22 protein-coding genes and 2 rRNA genes are annotated in these 23646 nt (G+C 57.5%); 5 read left to right on the top strand and 19 right to left on the bottom strand.

Annotation, left to right across the window (positions count from 1 at the left end; genetic code table 11):
• Together B6S09_RS12335 and rrf are read left to right on the top strand one after the other, a co-directional pair.
• Window positions 1–85 (top strand): 23S ribosomal RNA (locus B6S09_RS12335); the annotation flags it as partial.
• Window positions 86–168: 83 nt separating this feature from the next.
• Window positions 169–283 (top strand): 5S ribosomal RNA (rrf, locus tag B6S09_RS12330).
• Between the two features lie 93 nt (window positions 284–376).
• On the opposite strand, the gene B6S09_RS12325 is transcribed toward rrf, so the two are convergent.
• The gene (locus tag B6S09_RS12325; RefSeq protein ID WP_094278787.1) at window positions 377–3040 is read right to left on the bottom strand and encodes a bifunctional acetate--CoA ligase family protein/GNAT family N-acetyltransferase; all 2664 of its coding nucleotides are present in this window, start codon (window positions 3038–3040) and stop codon (window positions 377–379) included.
• A gap of 107 nt (window positions 3041–3147) precedes the next feature.
• Here B6S09_RS12325 and B6S09_RS12320 point away from each other — a divergent pair, with 107 nt between their 5' ends.
• Together B6S09_RS12320 and cysM are read left to right on the top strand one after the other, a co-directional pair.
• Window positions 3148–3765: a LysE family translocator gene (locus B6S09_RS12320; protein ID WP_094278786.1), complete on the top strand. Its 618-nt coding sequence runs from the start codon at window positions 3148–3150 to the stop codon at window positions 3763–3765.
• 65 nt (window positions 3766–3830) lie between these two features.
• Entirely contained in the window at window positions 3831–4730 is a 900-nt protein-coding gene (cysM, locus tag B6S09_RS12315) for a cysteine synthase CysM (protein WP_094278785.1), read from the top strand.
• 112 nt (window positions 4731–4842) lie between these two features.
• Here cysM and cysA read toward each other — a convergent pair whose 3' ends face one another.
• The 13 genes from cysA to B6S09_RS12250 all read right to left on the bottom strand — a co-directional run bounded on the left by cysA (window position 4843) and on the right by B6S09_RS12250 (window position 15892).
• Window positions 4843–5937 (bottom strand): sulfate/thiosulfate ABC transporter ATP-binding protein CysA, encoded by a 1095-nt coding sequence (gene cysA / locus B6S09_RS12310; protein WP_094278784.1) that lies wholly within the window; start codon window positions 5935–5937, stop codon window positions 4843–4845.
• Between the two features lie 5 nt (window positions 5938–5942).
• Window positions 5943–6782, bottom strand: a complete 840-nt coding sequence (gene cysW / locus B6S09_RS12305; RefSeq protein WP_094278783.1) for a sulfate/thiosulfate ABC transporter permease CysW — start codon at window positions 6780–6782, stop codon at window positions 5943–5945.
• Complete coding sequence (cysT, locus tag B6S09_RS12300) at window positions 6782–7624, bottom strand: sulfate/thiosulfate ABC transporter permease CysT (protein ID WP_094278782.1); 843 nt, start codon at window positions 7622–7624, stop codon at window positions 6782–6784. Before cysT ends, cysW begins: the two co-directional genes overlap by 1 nt.
• A gap of 3 nt (window positions 7625–7627) precedes the next feature.
• Entirely contained in the window at window positions 7628–8632 is a 1005-nt protein-coding gene (gene cysP / locus B6S09_RS12295; protein WP_094278781.1) for a thiosulfate ABC transporter substrate-binding protein CysP, read from the bottom strand.
• Window positions 8633–8844: 212 nt separating this feature from the next.
• Window positions 8845–9771 carry a catechol 1,2-dioxygenase gene (gene catA, locus B6S09_RS12290; RefSeq protein ID WP_094278780.1) on the bottom strand — a complete coding sequence of 309 codons (927 nt, stop codon included), beginning with the start codon at window positions 9769–9771 and terminating at the stop codon, window positions 8845–8847.
• Between the two features lie 50 nt (window positions 9772–9821).
• Window positions 9822–10112 carry a muconolactone Delta-isomerase gene (catC, locus tag B6S09_RS12285; protein ID WP_094278764.1) on the bottom strand — a complete coding sequence of 97 codons (291 nt, stop codon included), beginning with the start codon at window positions 10110–10112 and terminating at the stop codon, window positions 9822–9824.
• A 33-nt stretch (window positions 10113–10145) separates the two neighbouring features.
• The gene (locus tag B6S09_RS12280; protein ID WP_094278779.1) at window positions 10146–11279 is read right to left on the bottom strand and encodes a muconate/chloromuconate family cycloisomerase; all 1134 of its coding nucleotides are present in this window, start codon (window positions 11277–11279) and stop codon (window positions 10146–10148) included.
• Between the two features lie 11 nt (window positions 11280–11290).
• Window positions 11291–12352 carry an NADH:ubiquinone reductase (Na(+)-transporting) subunit F gene (locus B6S09_RS12275; protein ID WP_094278778.1) on the bottom strand — a complete coding sequence of 354 codons (1062 nt, stop codon included), beginning with the start codon at window positions 12350–12352 and terminating at the stop codon, window positions 11291–11293.
• A gap of 9 nt (window positions 12353–12361) precedes the next feature.
• Complete coding sequence (locus tag B6S09_RS12270) at window positions 12362–12724, bottom strand: phenol hydroxylase subunit P4 (protein ID WP_094278777.1); 363 nt, start codon at window positions 12722–12724, stop codon at window positions 12362–12364.
• A 56-nt stretch (window positions 12725–12780) separates the two neighbouring features.
• The gene (locus B6S09_RS12265) at window positions 12781–14286 is read right to left on the bottom strand and encodes an aromatic/alkene/methane monooxygenase hydroxylase/oxygenase subunit alpha (protein WP_094278776.1); all 1506 of its coding nucleotides are present in this window, start codon (window positions 14284–14286) and stop codon (window positions 12781–12783) included.
• A 14-nt stretch (window positions 14287–14300) separates the two neighbouring features.
• Window positions 14301–14570, bottom strand: a complete 270-nt coding sequence (locus tag B6S09_RS12260) for an MmoB/DmpM family protein (protein WP_094278775.1) — start codon at window positions 14568–14570, stop codon at window positions 14301–14303.
• Window positions 14571–14582: 12 nt separating this feature from the next.
• Complete coding sequence (locus B6S09_RS12255; RefSeq protein ID WP_094278774.1) at window positions 14583–15569, bottom strand: aromatic/alkene monooxygenase hydroxylase subunit beta; 987 nt, start codon at window positions 15567–15569, stop codon at window positions 14583–14585.
• Window positions 15570–15592: 23 nt separating this feature from the next.
• Window positions 15593–15892, bottom strand: a complete 300-nt coding sequence (locus tag B6S09_RS12250) for a phenol hydroxylase subunit (protein WP_094278773.1) — start codon at window positions 15890–15892, stop codon at window positions 15593–15595.
• 338 nt (window positions 15893–16230) lie between these two features.
• Here B6S09_RS12250 and B6S09_RS12245 point away from each other — a divergent pair, with 338 nt between their 5' ends.
• Entirely contained in the window at window positions 16231–17922 is a 1692-nt protein-coding gene (locus B6S09_RS12245) for a sigma-54-dependent Fis family transcriptional regulator (protein WP_094278772.1), read from the top strand.
• A 42-nt stretch (window positions 17923–17964) separates the two neighbouring features.
• Here the strand turns inward: B6S09_RS12245 and B6S09_RS12240 are convergent, their stop codons facing one another.
• From B6S09_RS12240 to benC, 5 genes are all read right to left on the bottom strand, one after another.
• Window positions 17965–18813 carry a SphA family protein gene (locus tag B6S09_RS12240; protein ID WP_094278802.1) on the bottom strand — a complete coding sequence of 283 codons (849 nt, stop codon included), beginning with the start codon at window positions 18811–18813 and terminating at the stop codon, window positions 17965–17967.
• Between the two features lie 316 nt (window positions 18814–19129).
• Window positions 19130–20320 carry a benzoate/H(+) symporter BenE family transporter gene (locus B6S09_RS12235; RefSeq protein WP_094278771.1) on the bottom strand — a complete coding sequence of 397 codons (1191 nt, stop codon included), beginning with the start codon at window positions 20318–20320 and terminating at the stop codon, window positions 19130–19132.
• Between the two features lie 77 nt (window positions 20321–20397).
• Window positions 20398–21738 (bottom strand): MFS transporter, encoded by a 1341-nt coding sequence (locus B6S09_RS12230; RefSeq protein ID WP_094278770.1) that lies wholly within the window; start codon window positions 21736–21738, stop codon window positions 20398–20400.
• A gap of 97 nt (window positions 21739–21835) precedes the next feature.
• Complete coding sequence (benD, locus tag B6S09_RS12225; protein ID WP_094278769.1) at window positions 21836–22615, bottom strand: benzoate diol dehydrogenase BenD; 780 nt, start codon at window positions 22613–22615, stop codon at window positions 21836–21838.
• The gene (gene benC / locus B6S09_RS12220) at window positions 22612–23640 is read right to left on the bottom strand and encodes a benzoate 1,2-dioxygenase electron transfer component BenC (protein WP_094278768.1); all 1029 of its coding nucleotides are present in this window, start codon (window positions 23638–23640) and stop codon (window positions 22612–22614) included. Before benC ends, benD begins: the two co-directional genes overlap by 4 nt.
• Between the last annotated feature and the right edge of the window lie 6 nt (window positions 23641–23646).

Here is a 23646-nt window from a genome sequence, read left to right as displayed (position 1 = left end):
GAGACCAGGACGTTGATAGGCAGGGTGTGGAAGCGCTGTGAGGCGTGCAGCTAACCTGTACTAATTACCCGTGCGGCTTAACCATACAACACCCAAGAAGTGTGAGGCCTTGCAGGTCGAGACTACACTCTATTCATCGAAACCGCTTTTTCCGAATTACGATTTATGCCTGGCGGCCATAGCGTTGTGGAACCACCTGACTCCATGCCGAACTCAGTAGTGAAACGCAACCGCGCCGATGATAGTGTGGCAGCTGCCATGTGAAAGTAGGTCACTGCCAGGCACCCAATTAAAAAGCCCTTCACGTCTGTGAAGGGCTTTTTTCGTATGGGCATTTCAAAACTAAAGGCCCCGTGTTCACGGGGCAAATGTTTCTTTATTGCGGCTCATGCTCCAGCAGCAGCTTGAGCTCGACGATACCGTCTTCCAGTTGCGTTTTTGTTTTGAACCCCAGCTTGCGGGCCAGGGTGATCATGCCCCGGTTTGATGGCATGGTGATGCCACTCAGGCTGTTGAGACCGCGTTGCTGCCCGTAGCGAATGATCTTTTCCATCAGCATACGACCCAGTCCTACACCCTTGAGATCCGAACGTACCAGTACTGCAAACTCGGCGTCATCGTTGTCGGGATCCGACACGGCCCGCACCACACCCAGGATATTTCCTTTGTCCGCAACGGCCACAAACGCCATTTCCCGGTCATAGTCGATTTGCGTCATATGGGCCAGCTCTTCATGGCCGATCACCACATCGGCAAAGAAGCGCTTGTAGCGATCCTCGTCAGTAACATGACTGACAAAATCCTTATGGGCAGGTTCGTCCTCGGGCAGTATGGGTCTCAGGGTGACAGGGGTGCCGTCTTTAAGCAGGGCCCGTTCTTCCCATTCTCTGGGGTACGGACGGATGGCCAGGCGGGTTTGCCCGTCTCCCTCAAAGGGGGCCAGTTTCAGGCTGACATCCAGCGCGATAAGCTCGCTGCCGGTGGCCAGCAGCGGATGAATATCGAGACTGACAATTTCCGGATGGTTGATAATCAGGTGTGAGACCTGGGTCAGTACCTGGCAGACTGCCATCATGTCCATGGGATGCTGAGAGCGGTTGGCCCGCACCTTGCCGCTCTTAAGGGCATGGATCACCAGGTATCGGGCCAGGGTCATGTTGAGGGGGGGCAAGGCCACCGCCGCCTGCTCTTCCCCTTCCAGATCCACACCTCCGTCTCCCAGCAGAATGACCGGGCCAAACACCGGATCCGAGCGTACCGCTATGTGCAGTTCCTGAGAGCCGGCCCGGCGGGCCATGCGCTGTACCATCAGGCCGTGAACCCGTGCACTCGGATAAGCCTGTTTTACCCTGTCCACCAGTGCATCGGCGGCCTGTGCCACTTCTGCCGCCGAGCGCAGATTGAGTACTACCCCGGAGACTTCCGATTTATGCACGATATCAGGTGAGCGCAGCTTGATCGCGACCGGATAACCGATCTGCTCGGCGATATGAGCGGCTTCGGTGCCATCGGTAGCGATCCAGGTGGGCAGCACCTGAATGCCATAAGCAGCCATCAGCCGGCTGACTTCGTGGGTATCGAGCCGGTGCAGCCCTTCTTCAAAAGCCTGGCCGATCAGTTCGCGCACTGTTTCGCCGTCACTGGGCATATCTGATATGGACTCGGGTGTTTCCATCAATTGTTTCTGGTTACGGCGATATTCCACCATATGCATAAAGGCACCGGCGGCGCTTTCCGGGGTGCGGTAGGTGGGAATGCCAGCCTCGGTAAAACAGCGGCGGGCTTCAAAGGCACTGGTTTCACCGGACCAGTTGGTCAGGATATTAAAGCGTTTGGCCCGGGGATGGGTGCGGAGTACCTCGATAAGTTCTTTGGCTACCCGTGTACTGTTCACTGCCGCTGATGGCGCATGCATAATCAGAATGGCATCAAAGTCATCACTGTCGAGCAATGCCCTCAGACTTGCCACATAACGCTCTACCGGCGCATCTCCGACAATATCGATAGGGTTGGTCCGGGACCAGGCCGGTGGTAACACCCGGTCCAGTGCTGAACTGGTCGTCTCGGTAAGGCTGGCCAGTTTGCCACCCCGTGCCAGCAGAGTGTCGATAGCGTTAATGGCCGGGCCACCACCATTGGTGAGAATGACCAGCCGTTCTCCGCGCAGCGTGTGAGAGTGATTAAGGGTTTCCACTGCCGCAAACAAATCGTGGGTGTCGCGCACCCGTAGCATGCCGGCCCGGCGAATGGCGGCATCATAGGCGGCATCCATGCCCACATGACCGCCGGTATGAATATGCCCCAGTTGTGCGCCAATCCGGGTTTTACCACTCTTGACGACCAGTACGGCCTTGTTGCGGGAGGCGGCCCGGGCTGCCGACATAAAGGCCCGTGCATCCTGCACGGCATCCATGTACAGCAGAATCGCGCTGGTGTGCCTGTCACGAGATAAATAGTCGAGAAGCTGGGCAAAGTTGATATCGCAGGCGTCCCCCAGAGAGATGAAATGGGAAAAACCGATATCGTTATGCCGGGCCCAGTCGAGAATGGTGGCGCACACGGCGGATGATTGCGATACAAAGGCAATCCGGCCCGGTTTGGCCGGGAAGGGGGCAAAGCTCACATTGAGTCCCAGGTGGGGGAGTATTACCCCCATGCTGTTGGGCCCCAGTAAGCGCATACGGTGCTTCCGGGCACTTGCTTTCATTTGCTCAAGCTGGCTGTTGCTGGTGCCGGCAGCAAGAATAATGGCGGCTTTACAGCCCTTCTGGCCCAGTTGCTCGATAATGTGCGCGTTTTTATTGGCCGGGGTACAGATAATGGCCAGATCCGGAATGCGGGGCAGGCTGTTGATGTCCGGGTAGGCCATGACGCCGGCCACTGCTTCATATTTGGGGTTTACCGGCATGACCGGGCCGCTGAAGTTGCCGGCCAGCAGGTTTTTCATTACCAGTTTGCCGGCACCGTTGTCCCGGTGCGACGCACCAATGACGGCAATACTGGCGGGCCTGAACAGAGCATCGAGTCCTTGCTGGGGCATAGCGTTTCCTCAAACAGGATAGGTGGCACCAAAACAATATTTAAAGCATATTATCAGCCTGTATCGTCTTTTGTGTTGACTGCCGACAAACGCACCCGGAGTATGTGATGGAAGTCTGGTTACTGTTTATTCCCGCCTGTCTTGCGCTGAATCTGACCCCCGGGCCGGATATCTTTTTTATTCTTTCCCAGGCCCTGGGCGGACATCGTCGTGCGGGGATGCTGGCGGCACTCGGGCTGGGGATCTCTTACCTTGGACATACCCTGCTGGCTGTCGTTGGCTTGTCGGCGCTGGTGCTGCAGTCGGCCACGGCCTTTACCCTGATCAAATATGCCGGTGCGGCTTATCTGCTTTATCTGGGATGGAACAGCCTGCGTAGTGCCAGCCGGCTGGCACTTCCCGTTGCAGCCACTGAGCAGAGTGGCTGGCAGGTTTTCCGCCAGGGACTTGCCGTGGGCCTGCTCAATCCAAAAGTAGCGCTGTTTTTCCTCGCGTTTCTGCCCCAGTTTGTTACCGCCGAAGGTGGCCCTGTGCCCTGGCAATTACTGCAGCTGGGCCTGGTGTTCACGCTTACCGCGACCTTGTGTAACGGTTGTTACGGGTTGTTGGGTCAGCGGCTGCAGCGCAGCCTGGCAGGTCGGGAGCGGTTTTCCGTTTATCTGGGCCGGATCTCTGGCGGGCTGATGATTGCCCTGGGCGCACGCCTGGCCCTGACCCAGCAATAAGCGGTCGAGGCTGCTGCTGGCATCGGGTAAACTGATGCCGATTTTTACGCATGCAAGGATTCATAATGTCATTTCCGACCATAGAGGATTTTGTCGGCAATACGCCGCTGGTACGGCTGCAGCGCATGGCCGGTCACACCAATAGTCAGGTGCTGGTCAAGCTGGAAGGAAATAACCCCGCCGGCTCGGTGAAGGACAGGCCCGCTCTGAACATGATTCGTCAGGCAGAGCTGCGCGGTACCATTCGGCCGGGTGATACCCTGATCGAGGCTACCAGCGGGAATACCGGTATCGCTCTCGCCATGGCTGCCGCCATCAAGGGCTATAAAATGGTACTGATCATGCCAGACAATTCCACCGAGGAGCGGAAGGCGTCAATGCGAGCCTACGGTGCCGAACTGATCCTGGTCAGCAAGACGGAAGGGATGGAAGGTGCCCGGGATCTGGCGGACAAAATGGCTGCCGAAGGCAAGGGTGTTATCCTCGATCAATTCAACAACCCGGATAACCCTGAAGCCCATCAGCTTTCTACCGGTCCGGAAATCTGGCAGCAGACCGAAGGTCGTATTACCCATTTTGTTTCGAGCATGGGCACTACAGGCACCATTATGGGTGTTTCACGGTATCTCAAGGAACAGGACCCGACCGTGCAGATCGTGGGCCTGCAGCCTTGTGAAGGCAGCCATATTCCGGGCATCCGCCGCTGGCCCGAGGCCTACCTGCCGGGCATCTTTGAAAAGAGCCGGGTAGATGCAGTGCTGGATATCAGTGAAGAGGAAGCGGTAGAGACTATGCTGCGTCTGGCGCAGGAAGAAGGAATTTTCTGTGGTGTCAGCTCCGGCGGTGCCGTAGCCGGTGCACTCAAGCTGGCCGAGCAGGTGGATAACGCCGTTATCGTGGCCATTATCTGTGACCGGGGCGACCGTTATCTGTCATCCGGGGTATTCAACCAACCCCAGCCATAAGCTGTCAGCTTTAAGTCATCAGCAGCCTGAGTTGTCCGCCGTTTATGTTCTTAAAAAAAGAGGCTTCCAATGGAAGCCTCTTTTTACTTACAGCTTAAAGCTTATGGCTTTTTTACGCTGATAACGCCAGCTCGTTTGCTGCGGTAAGCTGGTGGTTACCGGCGTAAAGGCGACCGCTTTCTCCTCCCAGGTACAGAGTCTGACCACGGTCAATGTGGTTCAGCTGATGCTGGGGCAGCTCGGCTTCCAGCAGCGGCCCCGGCCAGCCGGCAGGCTCCAGCTCCAGATGCACCATGGCGCCGCGGGGGTTAACGTCAGTTACCCGGACCGGCAGCGGATGAGCGGTATTGGCCTCGGTCTGCAGACTGATTTCGTGAGGGCGCAGATACCAGCTGGCGGCACCGTTATGGTGCGCCGCCACCGGCAGTGCCAGCCCATGTTCGCCCACGCGGAAATGCCCGCCCGCCAGTTCACCATCGATCTTGGCCACTTCACCCAGGAACTCCAGTACAAAGCGGCTGGCAGGTTGCTGCCATACGGTATTGGGACTGCCAATCTGCTCAATGCGGCCCTGGCTCATGACCACCACCTGGTCCGACACGTCCAGCGCTTCTTCCTGGTCATGGGTAACAAATACACTGGTAAAATGCAGATCGTCGTGCAGCCGGCGCAGCCAGCGGCGCAGGTCTTTACGTACCTGAGCATCCAGGGCGCCAAAGGGTTCATCCAGCAACAGCACCCGGGGTTCTACTGCCAGTGCCCGCGCCAGTGCAACCCGTTGGCGCTGGCCACCAGACAACTGGGACGGGAAGCGGTCGGCCAGGTGTGACAGCTGGATCATTTCCAGCAGATTGCCCACCCGGGTTTTGATCTCGGCGGCAGACGGACGTTCCTTTTTGGACTTGATGGTCAGACCAAAGGCGATGTTGTCGAATACCGTCATATGACGGAACAGGGCGTAATGCTGAAAGACAAAGCCTACTTTGCGATCACGGGCATGTAATCCGGTGACTTCGGTGCCGCTGAAGTGAATTCGGCCGGCGTTGGCTTGTTCCAGACCGGCAATAATGCGCAGCAGTGTGGTTTTGCCCGAGCCGGACGGCCCCAGCAAGCCCACCAGCTGGCCGCTGGGCAGATCCAGGTTGATGTCGTGCAGTACCCGGGTTTTGCCAAAGGATTTCTGAATGCCTTCAATGAGAATGCTCATGCCGGCTACTCCTGTTCACTGGCGCTGTGCAGACGCCACTCGAGATAAGATTTGATCATCAGGGTGACCACCGCCATCAGGGTCAGCAGGGCGGCGGCAGTAAAGGCACCCACGGCGTTATAGTCCTGATGCAGCAGTTCAACGTGCAGTGGCAGCGTGTTGGTTTCACCGCGAATCCCCCCCGACACCACCGACACAGCACCGAATTCGCCTACCGCCCGGGCGTTGGTGAGGATGACCCCATAGAGCAGTGCCCAGCGAATGTTGGGCAGGGTAACCCGGCGAAACAGCTGCCAGCCACTGGCTCCCAGCAAGACGGCGGCCTCTTCCGAATCGGTGCCCTGACTGCTCATCAGCGGCACCAGCTCGCGCACCACAAAGGGACAGGTGACGAATACCGTTACCATTACAATACCGGGCCAGGCAAACATCAGTTGCATATCGTGGCCGTCAAGCCAGCCGCCTACCGGGCCGTTGACGCCGTACATCAGCAGATAGAGCAGGCCGGCTACTACCGGCGATACCGCGAAAGGAATGTCCATCAGGGTCAGCAGCAGCTGACGGCCGGGAAAGCGAAAGCGGGTGACCAGCCAGGCCAGCAGAGTGCCAAAGACCAGGTTGATAGGTACGGTAATGGCCGCTACCAGCAGGGTCAGGCCAATGGCGTGCAGCATATCGGGCTCGGCCAGGTTGTCGAGCACACCACCGACGCCGGCGGCCAGAGCCCCGGCAAAAATGGCGAACATCGGCACCACCAGCAACAGCATGGTCAGTACCACGCCGGTGCCAATCAGCAACCAGCGGCCCCAGGGGCGTGACGCTCTGAGGGTAAGGGTCTGTTCCATCAGGCGTTACCTCGTATGCGGCGCATAAAGCGGCCTTGCAGGGTGTTGATGGCAAACAACAGCACAAATGAAGCCAGCAGCACCAGACTGGCAATGGCACTGGCGGCGGCGTAGTCGAATTCCTGCAGCCGGATAAAGATCATCAGCGAGGTGATTTCGGTCTGCCAGGGCATGTTACCGGCAATAAAGATCACCGCGCCAAACTCACCCAGACTCCGGGTAAACGACAAGGCGGTACCGGTAAACAGCGCCGGCCGAAGCTCGGGCAGTACCACGCGAGTAAAGGCCTGCCAGGGGCTGGCCCCCAGGGTGGCGGCGGCTTCTTCATATTCAGGGCCAAGATCTTCCAGCACCGGTTGCACGGTGCGCACCACGAAGGGGACACTGGTAAACACCATGGCCACCACGATGCCGATCCAGGTGTAAGACACCTTGATGCCCAGATCTTCCAGCCAGGCACCATACCAGCCATTGGTGGCAAACAGTGAAGCCAGGGTCAGACCGGCCACGGCCGTGGGCAGGGCAAAGGGAAGATCCATCAGGCCGTCGAGCACCGCCCGGCCGGGAAAGCGGTAGCGGGTGAGAATCCAGGCCATCAGCAGGCCAAAGGCCATGTTGAACAGGCTGGCCACGGCGGCGGCACTGAGTGTGACCTTGTAGGTGGCTACTACCCGCGGGTCGGTAACAACACGCCAGTATTCTTCCCAGCCCATCTGGCTGGTGTTCATCACCAGACCGGTGAGCGGCAGCAGAATAATCAGGCTGACAAACAGCAGGCTGGTGCCCAGGCTAAGTGTAAAGCCCGGCAGCACCCGCTTTGAAGAACCCAGCAACGCCGCCATCCGTTAACGGGCCTCGGCCTGCAGCTGATCCAGGCTGCCACCGTTGGCGAAGTGATCCTTCATGGCCTGTTCCCAGCCACCAAAGATTTCTTCTACGGTAAACAGCTCGGTGGCCGGGAATTGATCGGCGACCTCGGCGGCCACTTCCTCGTTGTGTACCCGGTAGTTATAGCTGGCCAGAATGCGCTGGGCTTCGGGCGTGTAGAGGAATTCCAGGTAGGCTTTGGCGGCGTCGGCGGTACCGTTGCGTTCTACATTGCGGTCAATCCAGGTGACCGGAAATTCTGCCAGTACGTCTACCGGCGGCACTACCCGTTCAAAGCCCTGATCCGGGTACTGGGCAATAATATTGTTTACTTCCGACTCGAAGGTGATCAGTACATCACCAATGCCCCGATCCACAAAGGTGGTGGTGGCACCGCGGCCGCCGGTGTCGAATACGGCAACCTGTTTCACCAGCTTGCCCATGTGCTCGCGAATGTTGGCGTCGTTGCCATCAAAGGCCTTGTGAGCGGCACCCCAGGCGGCCAGATAGGTATAACGGCCATTGCCGGAGGTTTTGGGATTGGGGAACACCAGTTGCACATCTTCCCGGGTCAGGTCATCCCAGTCAGCGATCTGCTTGGGGTTATCCTTGCGTACCAGAAACGCCATGGTGGAGTAGTAAGGAGAGCTGTCGTTGGGCAGGCGCGCTTTCCAGTCGGCTGGGATCAGGTTGCCCTTCTGGTTCAGCACGTCTACGTCTGTGGTTTGGTTATAGGTCACCACATCGGCGCGCAGACCCTGCAAAATGGCCTGGGCCTGGCGGGAAGAGCCTGCATGCGACTGTTTTATTTCCAGAGTTTCGCCGGTTTGCTGCTGCCAGTGTTGCACAAATACCGGGTTGATTTCGGCAAACAGCTCGCGGGCGATGTCATAGCTGCTGTTCAGCAGCTCTTTGGCCTGCAGTGGCAGGGTGGCACTGACACCAGCGGCGAATAACACCGAAGCCAGAAGGGATTTGCGCATGATTCAACTCCGAATATAAAAAAGAAAACTATGACCGATTCTAATATGCGCAAAAGATATTTAAACCAACTTTGAATAGTCGCTTTTGGAATATATAAGCAAAGGTAGGCATAAGGAACAAAAAAGGCCTGCGATGGCAGGCCAGGGAAAAATAATTGTCTGTCTGATGAATGACGTTATTCAGACAAGTGGCTCAGGCCACGGTAACAAGTTTATGCCAGTGCTCTCTGGCGCTTGTGCATTTCTTGTTGATCCTTGCTGTCGGTAGAGACCAGCTTGATATTGAACTCCACTTCGGTCACCGGTCCGGTTACACCATGGCGCTCGCCGGCGGCGGACCGGGCGACCGGACGGGCGTCCACCACCAGCTCATCACGGGTCGCAAAGGCGAAGTCGTCGTAGGTGTACTCGTCACCGGCCAGGTTGATCTGGGTGGTCAGGTGTTTGTGACCCGGGGCAGAGATAAAGAAGTGAATGTGGGCCGGGCGCTGACCATGGCGACCGAGCTGGTTCAGCAGGGCCTGGGTGGAGCCTTCGGGCGGGCAGCCGTAACCGGACGGAATAATGGACTGTGCCACATAGCGGCCCAGGGCATCGGTCTTGATGCGGCGGCGCAGGTTGTATTCGCTCTGGCTCTGGTCGAAGTAGGAGTAGGCGCCCTTGAGGTCGGCATGCCAGACATCCACGGTGGCACCGGCCAGCGGGTTGCCCTGCTCATCGGTGACCACGCCGGTCAGCAGCATGATATCACCGGCCTGGGTGCCGTCATCCATGCGGGCGAAGCCGTCGCAGAGGGGGGCGCCGGCCACGTACAGGGGGCCTTCAATGGTGCGCGGGGTACCGCCGGCCAGGCCGGCCTGGGCGTCTTCGGCATCCATGCGGATGTCCAGGTACTTGTCCATGCCCAGGCCCGGGGCCAGCAGGGCAGCCTCACCGTTTTTACCCAGGTCGTTGATGTAATAGACCGCACTCCAGAACTCTTCCGGGGTGATGTCCAGGTCTTCAATTATCTGGAACACGTCGTGCATCACGCGGTGCACAATGGTCTTGATGCGGTCATTGCCGGCGGCCTGGTTCAGACCGGCCACTTTTTCCAGTAGTTCTTTGACTTCCTGCGTCTGCATGGTTTTGACGGACATGGCATTGCTCCTTGCTGATTTTTATTTGGTCTAGGGGTAACTCAGGTTATTTAGCGGTCATCCTGATGAATGGAAGACGGATGCCGGCACAGGGGGGCGACCGTGATATCCATGTAGGGAAACAGCGGCAGGGCGCTAATCAGGTCCTGCAGCTCGGCGTTGTCGGCCACATCAAAAATGCTGACGTTGGCGTAGCTGCCGGCGACCCGCCACAGGTGACGCCACTTGCCCTGGGTTTGCAGCTCCTGGGCGTAGGCTTTTTCCCGGGCCTTGATGTCGGCGGCCACCTCGGGGGACATGTCGTGGGGCAGATTGACCTTCATTTCGACTTTGAACAGCATGCTTTTCTCCTGTTACTCGTGGGTGGCGAGGGCTTAGTGGCGGCGGTATTCGGCCAGCTTGTCTTCATTGATGGTGACGCCCAGTCCCGGCCCTTCGGGCAGGGCGACGCCGTTGTTGTGGAAGTGCAGCGGCGTTTCCACGATGTCGTCCTTCAGCAACAGGGGGCCGAACATTTCGGTGCCCCAGTGCAGGGTGTCGAGGGTGGCCCAGGCGTGCAGGGAAGCGACGCTGCCGATGGTGCCTTCGAGCAGGGTGCCGCCATAGAGTCCGATGCCGGCGGCACTGGCCACATTGGCCACTTTCAGAGCCTGCAGGGGGCCACCGGCCTTGGCAATTTTCAGGGCGATGGCCCCGGCGAAGCCGGCGGAGGCCAGGGTGAACATGTCGCTGGCGTCGGCCACGGCTTCATCGGCCAGAATGGGCAGGTGGAACTTTTGTGCCAGGCGGACCAGGGCGGGGTAATCCTTCATCGGGGTGGGCTGCTCGACCAGGTCGATGCCGGCGGCCTGCAGTTCGGCCATGCCACGGGCGGCGGTGCTTTCATCCCAGGCCTGGTTGACGTCGACACGGACGCTGGCGCGGTCACCGACGGCGGCCTTGATGGCGGCGACGTGGCGAACGTCGTCCATCAGCGGTCGGCTGCCGATTTTCAGCTTGAAGTCGCAGTGTCGTTGCTCGGCGAGCAGGCGTTTGGCCTCATCGATGTCCGTCTGGGTATCGCCGCTGGCGAGGGTCCAGAGCACCGGTATGTGCTGGCGGATGGCACCGCCGAGCAGCTGGTGCAGGGGCTGGTTGAGGCGTTTGCCGAGCAGGTCGAGCAGGGCGGTTTCGATGGCGGACTTGGCCAGGTTGTTACCGCGGGCGGCGCGATTGAGCCTTACCCTTAAGGTATTGATGGCGTCTGCGGGCTGTCCCAGCAGCAGTGGCGCGAAGTAGGTATCGATGGTCAGCTTGACGCTTTCGGGGCTTTCGGGGCCGTAAGCCAGTCCGCCGATGGTGGTGGCTTCGCCGATGCCTTGCAGGCCGTCGGTGTCCAGCATGCGCACGATAACCATGGTCTGCACGGCCATGGTGGCCATGGAGAGCTGGTGCGGGCGGATGGTCGGAATGTCGACCAGAATCGCTTCAATGGAACAGATGGTTGCTGGCGTATGAGCTTTCTGCATGGCCATGATTCCTATATACGTTTGAACAGGGCTGAACGGTTCTGCTCCTGAGCACCATCGGCAGCGGTGAAGAAGCGCTCCATATGGATGTCGCGTTCGAACAGCCGGCTGTGCATCAGGGTGGTGATAGCCGCATCGATCATGGGGGGCGGACCGCACAGATAGGCTTTATTACCGGCGCATCGCTCCTGGAAGTAATCGGCGACCGCTTCGTGCACAAACCCGCTAAAGCCCTGCCAGTCATCTTCCGGCAGCGGTGCGTTCAGTGCCGGTATATAGTGAAAATTGTCGTGCTTGGCAGCTAACTGCTCAAACAGCTCGCGGTTATAAAGCTCGGCGACGTTACGCGCGCCCTGGAACAGGTAAATGGGGCGGTTATCACCTTCTGCCAGCATATCCAGGATCATTGACTGGGGGCTGGACAGGCCCGAGCCACCGGCGATAAAAATGGCACCCTGGGTGTCGGTCTTGCGGACAAAGAACTGGCCGTAGGGACCGGACAAATTGAGCTGATCACCTACCTGCAGGCTTTCATGCAACCAGGTTGTGGCCTTGCCGCCCTCGACCTGGCGGACATGCAGCTCGATTTCCTGTGGGGAAGACGGCGGGTTGGCGAGCGAGAACGCGCGGCTGCCATCCACTCCGGGAACATGCAGGTTGATATACTGGCCAGCCTGAAAGTCCATCTCCCGGTCCAGCCGGATACGAAGTCCCCGAATGGTAGGAGACAGGGTGACTATCTCGGTGACGGTGCCACTGTAGTCCTGCACCGGATGACCGGCGAAGTCCGGGTCGACATCGATATCGGCCTCGATCACCAGATCGGACTCCGGCATACAGCAGCATGCCAGTACCTTGCCTTCTTCCCGCTCCACATCCATCAGGGCAAAGGGGGAAGCCTCGCCCAAATCGGCAAAGCCATCGGTGATTTGTACCTTGCAGGTACCACAGGTGCCATGACCGCAGGCGAAAGGTAACCAGACTCCCTGGCGCAGCGCGGCGTCCAGTATGGTTTGTCCTTCTTCCACCTCGATAACATCGCCTGTGGGCTCAATGGTGACTTCGTAGCTCATAAATCCTCCTTAAACACCTGTGCCTTTGTAGCCGTTCAGACCCGGTGTTCTGAAGCGCAGCAACGATTTATGATCGAAGCCCAGCTGCTCCAGGGTTTGCTCGCGAGAAGGGGACAGTGGTTTGCCATTGAGGGTCCACTGTACGCTGGACCAGTCGATGTGTTCGAAGTCAGGGTGTTGGCTGAATCCTTCGGTAAGGATGTTGTCTTGCAGGTCGCTGAACAACATGGTCGGAGACAGCGGGAATGTCTTGGCTGAGCAGAACAGCAGGTGCTCGTCCCATCCAATATATACCAGGATATTTCCGCCAAAGTTGGCCTTGGCATCCCTGATGCTTCCCTGATAATTTTTATTGAGTGCGATGACCGGCATGTGTATTTCTCCTTGATGTCGGGGGCGCTGCCGGCCCCCTGTTAAGATCGCCTGGCTCAGGCCATTCCTTTCCATTGATTCCAGCGTTGCTCGTCCGGGGAACCTTTAAAGTCCATGTTGTCCGCGCCGACGTTCATGCGGTAATAGTCGCTGAGGACCTGCTCCAGGTCGGGGCCGCCGCAGTTGCCTTGCAGGATCTGGTGCACGGGCAACCAGGCCTGGACATATTTCTCCGGTTCTTCACAGAAAATGTCGTGACAGCCGTCGGAGCACATGTGGTAGCGCTCACCCTCGTGCATGGCTTCCCGGTAACTGATCTGGCCCGGATCCTTGTCCATTTCGGTAAAGGTCATGGGGACCTGACAGACCTGGCAAAGCTGGGGCAGGCCGGTGCTGTAAAAGCGCTTGCCTTCGGCTTCCATCTTTTTGGCCAGCTCCCAACGCGGGCGGTAGTACTTGTCGAAGGTGTCGGGGTACTTTTCGCTCAGCCAGTCCAGCTCTTCGTCGCTGGGGATCCAGGTGTGGAAGCCGGCAGCGTGACCGAAGTTGTAGAAAATCCACCAGGCCTGGTGTGAGACATGCTCTTTTTCTTTTTCAATGACTTCGCTGTATTTCGGCATCCGGATGCCGTAGCGGGACAGATCCTTGAACAGGGCTCCACCGGCTTCTTCGAAGTACATCTCCCAGGCTTCTTTCCAGGACATCACCTTGTTGGGCAGCATGTAGTCCATCATCATGCCGACGATGGACAGCAGCCGGGTGCCGCGCCAGAACCACTTATCAATCCACTTCTGTACGATGGGCAGGTTGTCTTCGTGCTGTTCAAGCAGGAACTTGATAATTTCCAGGCCCAGTGTCATGTGGCGCGCTTCGTCAGACTGGGCGCTGAACCCGAAGGTGACGGTGGCCATGTCGCCGTTGTGGGCGGCACCGGACATAAACGGTACAAACAGCAGGTTGGTCAGTACATATTCAAAGGAAAAGCTGATTGCCAGCAGGAACTCGAAGGGGCCGGCGCTGCGGGCATCTTCAAAGAAGGATTTGGGCACCGACAGATACCAGACTCTGTCGTGCATGTGGCTCCAGTCCTGGAAGCCATCAAAATGTTTATTGTAATGGCTCATGGCGTGAATCTGGGTCTGCACGTGGCGCAGTTCATCGATGGACTGCATCTGCGACGCAATACGTGCACCAATGCCTCCGAACTGCCGGCCCACATGGGCGTAGCCCTGGTAAGCCTGGTATTCCAGTGGGGTGACTGCAGTCAGAAACAGTTTGATGGCATTCACATAACGCGGATCGGACACGTTCAGCTGACCATTGTTCTGGGCAAAAGCGTCGAAAATGGCGTACAGCTTCTTTTCTTTTTCGGACTGGTATTTCCAGTAAGCATCCATGGTCAGGCGGAAGGGATCTTCCCATTTTGACCAGTCGGTGATCTTGATGCCTTCAAATTCTTCAAACGGAAAGGCATCCTTACGGTCCTGATAGGAGAACTCCCAGTCCAGATCGCGCGTCAGCAGCCGGTATTTGTCTTTGATATTCAGTTTCTTCGTAGCCATGAGTTACTCCTTTCTCAGCTTTTCCAGCACAGGGTGAGCTGGTCTTCGTCTTCATCCACGTTACCGCCCAGGGTAATCAGGTTGAGATGAAGCTCCTGTATGTCCCAGTCACGGCCCAGTTTCTCTTCGACGGTTTCACGCCGGATGGTCAGCAGTTCCTCATTCTCAATGCGGATCATTGCCGGCATGTGCTGAATAGTGGCGTCCGGGTTATCTTCTTCGATGGCTTCGACGATATAGCGGGAGATATCGTTGTCTTGCAGCGCCAGATAGACTTTTGACATGTCATGGGTTCCTTATTTGCTGATGCCGGCCTTGGCAATACGTTTGTCGAGGGTGGACAGTGCTTCTTGCAGAGCCTGGTCACCCAGCATTTCCCGTACCAGCGGGGACAGAGCATCGGCGGCCTTGCCACGCCATTTCTCGGCCCATTGCTGGATCTGTTGCTGGTTCGGCTCGCTTTCGGTCACGGCGACCTTGAAAACACTGTCACTCCAGCGGGCAAGGTCTTTGTTGCATTCCTTCATAAACTCAGTCAGCAGGCCGATATCACGGCCACCAGCTGCTATCATCCAGTCATCAAACTGACGGTAGATGACGTCGTTGATGAGGGTGTCGAGGATCAGGCTCTGGGCGGTAAAGAGTTCAAACCAGTCTTTGGTAACCAGCATTTCTTCACACAGGGCCCGCATGCCCTGCCAGGCCGGGTCGGTCATCCAGTATTCTTTGGCCTGGGTCAGCGCGTCTGCGCTGTTTCCGTCGAGCAGCAGGCCGATACGGGAGAGATACTGGGCCATGCCCAGCCGATCCATGCCTGCGAACAGCTGCGCCTGGGTGATGGCGGTGCCATAGCCATAGTCCGCGGCAAACATGTGGTTCAGGTTGGCGGTTTGCTCTACATGACGCAGGGGAAGCAAAAAGCGGATGATGCTGTTTTTCAGCTCATCGCTCAGGTTGGCGGCAAGCTCGCGCTTTTCGAAGAAGGCATAGTTGTTTTCGGCACCTTCCTGCATACGGGCGCGTTGCTGCACATAGGCACCGTAGTAGAACTGGCGCGGATCCCGGAAGCTGTACCAGTCGGCCATTTCAATCGCAGTACGGCTTTTGTCGTTCAGCAGTTTTTCTGGTTCCCACATCGGGCGATAATGAAAGTTTGCTTCGCCCTGTGCATCGTAGGTGGCTTCCTGATAACGGCTGGCCGGCTTTTCGCCAAAACGACGGCTGATGTTGGCAAAGGTATGGCGGATCGGTTCTATGCCCGCTGTTTTAATTTCCAGTGTCATTTTGCTTCCCCTTTCCTGGGTATTTATTGTTGCGAGTGATCGTGGTTTCGGCTCATCAGGGTCTCTTCGCCGTACCGCCATTTGTCCATTTCGGCGTCGATGGCGTCAGTTTGCTCCTGAGTCATCATCACCACCTGGTTGGTGGCGCAAAAGCTCTCGAAGGCTTCTCTGGGCATTACCAGCTCGACAAACAATTCGGGATCGTTGATGGCGAAGTCGAACTCGACGAAGCGGGCGTCTGGCTGAGTCCGTACACGGATATATTTGGTCAGCGCTTTGACTTCGGACTGTCTCGATACTGGCTGTGAACGGGTGCTGGTCATTCTTAAAGCTCCTGCAGGTTGTTTACGTTATGTAACCTTTAGTTAACCTTTGTCCCGTTACTGCAGTGACTGTGCCATGTTTGAGCCAGTGTCATATTTTTAATTTATGATATTGAATAGTAAGGTATTTATGTTTTTTTGAGAGCTGTCGTTGTAGAAGGGTTGTCATAAGTGGAACAAGGGGTTTTATCATTTGATCAATATTGTTCTTGTTGTGTTAACTATTTGATCGATTGATAACGAATGGGCGGGTTCATACACTAGCCGGTAACATAGAGCGGCAGATGCCATCTCCGGAGCAAGATGACGGAGGCCATTGAGAAGGAGTAGTAGGCCTGATGCAAGATCTTGAAAATCTTAAGATTATAGAACCCGGTGACCTGATCGCAGGCATTCGTTTTGATGATGAACAGGGAAAAATCTGGTTTAACGAACAGCGCATGTTGCTGATTCATGCTGCCGTGATGGGTTTGTTGCGTAAGGAACTGATTGAAACCCTGGGCGTGCAGCGGGCCAGGCGTTTTCTGATGCGTTTTGGCTACCACTCCGGCATGAAGGATGCCGAGATTGCCCGTAAGGTGCGCCCTCATATTGCCCGTGAAGAATGCTTTATGGCGGGTCCTCAGATGCATGGCATCAGAGGTATGGTCAAGGTCGTGCCTACCCGGCTGGAGCTGGACATGGATCTGGGCCATTTCCATGGCGAATTTGACTGGTTTAATTCCTACGAAGCGGATGTACACCAGCATGAGTTTGGTCAGGCAGAAGAACCTATTTGCTGGACCCTGCTTGGTTACGCCAGTGGCTACACCAGTTATTTTATGGGGCAGACCATCATCTACAAAGAGGTCGGCTGTGCGGCCATGGGGGATGAGCACTGCAGTATCATCGGTAAACCGGCTCATGAATGGGAAGACAAGGCCGAAATCGAGAAATTCATGCTGCCGGATCCGGTTGCAGAAGAGCTGTTCGCGCTGAGAAACGAACTGGTAAAGCTGCGTGACACTGTAGGTGACGACAGTGATGATGATTACCGGGTCTTCAACTCTATAGGGCAATCGGCCGCGTTCCGGCAGGTATGCAAGCTTATCCAAAAGGCTTCGGTCAGCCGGGTGACGGTATTGCTGCAGGGAGAGACGGGGGTGGGTAAGGAGGTGTTCGCCCGGGGACTTCATGTTGCCAGTGATCGGGCCGACAAGCCGTTTGTGGCGGTAAACTGTGCCTGCATACCGCCAGATTTGATTGAAGCTGAATTATTTGGTGTGGAAAAAGGCGCTTATACCGGAGCCACACAGAGCCGGGAAGGAAAGTTTGAGCGTGCCGACGGAGGCACCATCTTTCTGGATGAGGTCATCGAGCTGTCCCCCCGTGCCCAAGCGACTCTGCTGCGGGTATTACAGGAGGGTGAACTGGAGCGGGTCGGGGACACTCGTACACGGCAGGTTGATGTACGGGTGGTGACGGCGACCAACGAAGATCTGCAGCAGGCGGTACAGGAAGGACGTTTCAGAGCAGACTTGTTCTACCGGTTAAATATTTTCCCGGTATACATTCCCGCTCTGCGGGAGCGAAAAGAAGATATCCCACTGCTGGTGCAGCACTTTCTGGAGCGTTACCAGGCCATTTATAATAAGCGCACCCTGGGAATAACCGATAAGGCGCGTGAGGCTCTGCTGGAATATGACTGGCCAGGCAACATCCGCGAACTGGAAAACCTGATAGAACGCGGCATTATACTGACCGATAACAATAACGAGATCGAAGTATGCAGCTTTTTTCCCACCTTTAAGGAAAGCGACTCAGTGGTGGGCAAGGTGCGTCAGGATGGCTTCTTGCAGGAGACGGCCCCGCATCCGGATAATGACAGCGACTGGTGTGCCCGGTTTCTGGCTGAAGGAAGAAGCCTGGAAAGTCTGGAACAAAGTCTAATCTGTCATGCCCTCAAGGAATCTGAGGGCAACGTGTCTAAAGCGGCTCGCCTGCTGGGCCTGTCCCGACCGGCACTGGCTTACCGCATGAAAAAGTTGTGAAAGCCTTGATAAAAAGCCGGTCTCGGCCGGCTGTAAATATCGTTAAAATACTTTGGTCAGGGTCAGGCGGAACATATCGCCGCTGGGACCATTGTGTACTTCGTATTCGTTGAGGTAGGCCGCGTTCAGGCCTAACATCAGGGAAGGCCAGAAGTAACTGCCTTCAATCCCCAGCGCATGTTTTTCGGCTTTGCCTGCCAGCGCTCCCTTGCTGTTCTCCAGCTGCCAGCTATTGTAGCCAATCACGCCCAGCTCCAGGCCGTTGTCCAGCTGCTTGCCGATACCCCATTCCACCAGCCAGCTGTCGCCGGGGGTAATGCCGGTTTCGTCCTGTTTCGATTTTATTTCGTAACGGGACAGCGCCGATAGTGACCAGCTTTTGGCTGCGTCCGGATAATAGGTGCCGCCAAGGGTCAGCATGGTCGTTCTGAAACCCTTGCCGATGGAGGCAGGCTCCGTGCTGCTGTATTCACCGGTATCCAGCCATATGCCGGCGGCAGCAACGGCGTCCCATTGCTGTCCATGCCAACCAAGAACCAGAGGGCTGACAAAAACGTCACCCACACCACGCTCCGTGCTGTCGATACCTGCAATACCAAAGTCGAGCGAGGTGCGCTGGAGAGGGATAATGGCTTCCATGCCATAGTCTGCGTTCAGTATTTTCTTGTCGGTCATCCAGATAAAGCGATTAACCAGGGCTGAGACAGAGCCAGTATTGCTGTCCGGTAACTTGGTTCCCTGATCGTCCCTGAGGGCGTCTATATCGTAATGAACCAGGTAGCCACGGTAGTAAATACCCGGGGGCGGGACGACCGACCCTTTAAGACCTTCTACACCGGGCACATAGTGACCATTAGCGGCCATCGACGGGTTACCGAGGGCGGACAGCATGACGAACCCTCCGGCATAAAGGGTGTTCCTGGTAGAGACCTGCATCATCAAACTTCCTTTTAAATGAAACTGTGTTGTTTGTGTTTAATTCTCAGTGGCGTTTCAGCTGTGGATTAAAGTAAATGCAATAACCCGTTAACCATCAGGCAATATTTGCGCCACCTTTTGATGGTGTGTAAGTTGCTGATATATATGGACCTGTATTTCACATTGAGAAAAGGAACTTGATGAAATGATGAACCCCGGCCTTTTGTTGTTATCAAAAGGTTAATTTCGGGGTCCGCCGGATACCGGCTACATGGGTACCGGCTCCCGACTATAAAGAACGCACCTGTTTACTGGCGGGAGCCGCCGTCAGTACTAAATGCGTCAATATTCCCAGCACCACTCCCCAAAACGCTGATGACAGTCCAAAAAGAGATAGTCCGGAGGTAGTGACCACAAAACTCAGTAAAGCGGCTTCCCGTTCTCCGGGGGCTTCCAGTGCAGCGGTCAGGTTGCCACCAATGGCACCCAGCAAGGCCAGCCCTGCCAGCACCGTGATAAAGGCGGCAGGCAGCGAGGTAAACAGGCCGACAATGGTGCCCGCAAACAAGCCTCCCAGCAGATAAAAAATACCGTTGAATACCCCGGCCACATAACGACGTTGCGGATTTTCGTGGGCCTCTTCGCCGGTACAAATTGCCGCGGTAATGGCTGCCACCACGATATTGATGCCACCGAATAAGGCCATGGGCAGAGAAGCCAGACTGGTGACAGACAATATTGGTCGGGCACTGACCCTGAAGCCGGAGCCGTGCAGAATGGCCATGCCGGGCAGAAACTGGCCGGACAGATTGACCAGCACCAGCGGCAGCGCCAGGCTCAGGGTGGTGGTCAGTGACCACTCGGGAGTAATCAGCTGTGGTGTGGTCAGCGACCAGTCGACATTGGAAAACGAAGTGTCTTTCAGGATAACGGTCAGCATGATGCCTGTCAGCAGTAGCAGGATCAGGGTATACCGGGGGCAAAGGCGACGGCATATCAGGTAGGTCAACACCATGCCAGAGGCCAGGACAGGGGCCGTTTCCATGGCCACAAACGCATTGGTACCGAACTGAAGTAAAATGCCGGCCATCATGCCGGCGGCGACCCCTCTGGGAATAAGGTGCATCAGGCGGTCAAAGCTGCCTGACAGGCCAATAACCAGCGTCACCGCCGCTGCTACAAGATAACCGGCTACCGCTTCACCTACGGTGATCCCGGGAAATATCGGTACCAGCAAGGCGGTGCCCGGAGCCGACCAGGCGGTGACGATGGGGGCTTTCAGCCAGCAGGACAGTATGATGCCGGACACCGCTGCGCCGATGGAGATAGCCCATACCCAGGAGGTCATCATATCCTGAGCAATACCGGCGCTGGCACCCGCCTGAAATACAATGGCAAGGGGGCCGGCATAGGAGATCAGTACCGCCAGGAAACCGGCCGATACCGCCGGTAATGATAAATCGCGCAGAAAGGTGCTCATAGATGGCTCCCTTGTGAACAGGACAAATAATACCGCCCCGGCACAGGGCCGGGGCGAGCATCGTCAGAGACGAGAAATTAGCTGTTGGTGGCCATCTGGCCTTCGGTGGCCGGCTGGCTGGCCGCCTTGCCTCTGCCTACCAGGGCGATAGCCAGAGTAGCGATGGCACCGGGCACGGCCAGCGCCAGAAAGTTCATCTGATGCGGTAGCGCCAGGGCCAGCAGGGTGCCTCCCAGCATGGGGCCGACGATGGCACCGTTGCGGCCGATGCCCGAGGCCCATCCCAGCGCGGTGGAACGAATGCTGGCCGGATAGAACTGGGCCACATAGGCATACAGCAGAATCTGGGAGCCGATGGTGGTGGCCCCGGCCACGGCCATCAGGCTGTATAGCAGCCACATGGGGTGAGGGTAGCCGAGCAGTACCAGTGAGGCGGATGCCAGCAAGAAGAAGCTGACCAGCACCGAGCGTAGCGAGAAGCGATCGGCCAGCCAGCCGCCACCTACAGCACCGACAATGGCCCCGATGTTAAGCACCATCAGGAACATCAGGCTGGAGCCCAGCTCGTAGCCGGCGGCCGACATCAGCTTGGGCAGCCAGGAGCCAAGGGCGTAGACCATCAGCAGACAGCAGAAGAAGGCGGTCCAGAACATCAGGGTGCTGAGGGTGCGGCCGCCGCGCAGCAGTTCCAGCACCGGTGCCTTCTGCACGTTGGTCGGCGGCACCACCAGCTGATCGTTCTCGGTGATCTGCTGTTGCGGCGCTAGCTTCTGCAGCAGGGAGCGGGCTTCTTCCTGGCGGTTCTGGGCCATCAGAAAGGCCACCGATTCGGGCAGGAACTTAATCATCAGCGGCAGCACCAGCAGGGGCACAATGGCCAGGTAGAACATGATCTCCCAGCCGAAGTTGGGCACTATCCAGATGCCCAGTCCGGCAGACATCATGCCGCCCACGGCGTAGCCACTGAACATCAGCGCCACCAGCGTGCTGCGGTTTCGCTTGGGGGAATATTCGCTCATCAGCGACACTACGTTGGGCATCACGCCGCCGATACCAAGGCCGGCGATAAAGCGCAGCACGCCGAATTGCCAAGGGTTGGTGGCCAGGCCATTGATCACGGTGGTGAGGCTGAACAGCACCACACAGATAATAATGGTTTTCTTGCGCCCGAGCCGATCCGACAGCATGCCAAAACCCATGGCTCCGAACATCATGCCAAACAGCGCACTGCTGCCCAGCAGGCCGGCCACATAGGGGTTGAGCTGCCATTGCTCCATCAGCAGCGGCAGTACCACGCCGTAAATCACCAGGTCGTAGCCGTCGAAAATAATAATGAGGGAGCACCAGAACAGCACCTTCCAGTGAAAGGGGGTGAAGCTGGCGTTGTCTATGGTCTGGTTTACATCTATCAGTCTCATCAAGTACTACTCCGTAAGCTGTCCATAAGTCAGGAGTCGGGGCAGGCCCCGGTTGAGTAAAAAGGCCGCCATCCATCGGGCGGCCTGATACTGTTTGTCAGCCCAAATCGCCGCCGGCGACCGGAAGAATGGTGCCGGTGATGTAGCTGGCATCGTCGGAAGCCAGGAACAAAATGGCCGCTGCCTGTTCGTCCAGGGTGCCGTAACGGTGCATCAGGCTGGTTTCCCGGGTCTGATCCACCAGGGTCTGGTACCACTGCTGTTCCCGTTCGCCCTGGGTTTCGGTGTTGCGCGGGGTCAGCCGGGGCGGTGCCTCGGTGCCACCGGGGGCGGTGGCATTAACCCGAATGCCGTGTTCGGCGTATTCAAAGGCCAGGTTGACGGTGATGGCATTGACTCCGCCCTTGGCGGCACCGTAAGGCACCCGCATCAGGCCGCGGGTGGCCACCGATGACACGTTAACGATGGCACCGGCACCTTGTTCCACCATGCAGGGCAGCACGGCCCGGCAGCACCACAGGGTAGGAAACAGCGAGCGCTGAATTTCCTTCTGGATTTGCTCCGGGCTGTAGTGTTCGTAAGGCTGGGCCCAGATGGTGCCGCCCACGTTGTTGACCAGCACGTCGATGCGGCCAAAGCGTTCCCGGGCCCGGGTCATCAGGGTTTCAGCCCCTTCCCAGGTTTCCAGGTCGGCCTGCACCGCAATGGCCTCGCTGCCCTGATGCTGCAGTTCGGCCGCCAGTTCATGCACATAATCCGCCAGATCCGCCAGCACCAGGCGGGCACCTTCCGCCGCCGCCCGCTCGGCCGCCCGCCGGCCTATGCCCTGGGCCGCGCCGGTGATCACCATCACCTTGTCGGTGAAACGGGCACTCATGCCACTTGCTCCTCAACGGCGGTCACACTGGGGCTGAATTTCTCATAGTGGAAGGAGGTGGGTTCAATGCTCTGATCGCGGAAGTGGCCCAGCACGGCATCCACCATGGGTGGTGGTCCGCACAGGTACACGTCCACTTCGCCATGGTTGATGGGGGCGTCTTCCATGTGATTGGTGACATAACCCTTGCGCGGGTGCTCGCTGTCGGGGCTGGCCACCACGGTTTTGAAGCTGAAGTTGTCGATGTCGGCGGCAAATTGATCCAGGGCCGCAACGCCGACCAGATCATCGTTGTTGGTCACGCCGTAGATCAGGTGTACCGGCTGTTCACAGCCCTTCACTCTGAGCTGTTCCAGCATGGCCAAAAAGGGAGCGAGGCCTGTGCCGCCGGCCAGCATCAGCACGGGGCGTGCCACCGGGCGCAGGTAGAACACGCCCATGGGGCCGGTCAGGCTGAGGCGGTCGCCGGTCTTGGCCTGCCCCACCAGCCAGGAGCTCATCAGGCCACCGGGCACGTTGCGGATCAGGAAGCTGAGATCGCGGCTGCCCGGCCGTGAGCTGAACGAGTAGGCACGGCTTTCCTCGGTGCCCGGTACCTTGATGTTGACGTACTGGCCGGGCAGGAAGCCGATGTCCTGCTCTGCGGTCACTTTCAGCTCGATGGCGGTGGGAGACACCAGGTTGACCTCGGATACGATGCCGTCGAGCTCGGCGATGCCGGTTTTGCACAGGGTGGAAGCGGCCGGAATCTCTACCACGCAGTCGCTGGAGGGGATCATCTGACAGGTCAGGATCTTGCCTTCGGCGGCTTCCTCGTCGGTCAGGGCTTCGTCGATATACTCGTCGCCCAGTTCGAAGTTGCCTTGGTAGCAGCTGCCCTTGCAGGTGCCACAGACACCGTCAGAGCAATCCATGGGCAGGTTGATCTGGTTGCGGTAGGCCGCATCCAGCACGGTTTCCCCTTCGTTACAGCTGATAAAACGGGTAACACCGTCTTCAAAGTTGAGGGCTATGTTGTAGCTCATGATGCT

Source organism: Oceanimonas baumannii (assembly GCF_002245495.1).
Lineage (GTDB): Bacteria > Pseudomonadota > Gammaproteobacteria > Enterobacterales > Aeromonadaceae > Oceanimonas > Oceanimonas baumannii.
This window is presented reverse-complemented; position numbering and strand designations above follow the sequence as displayed.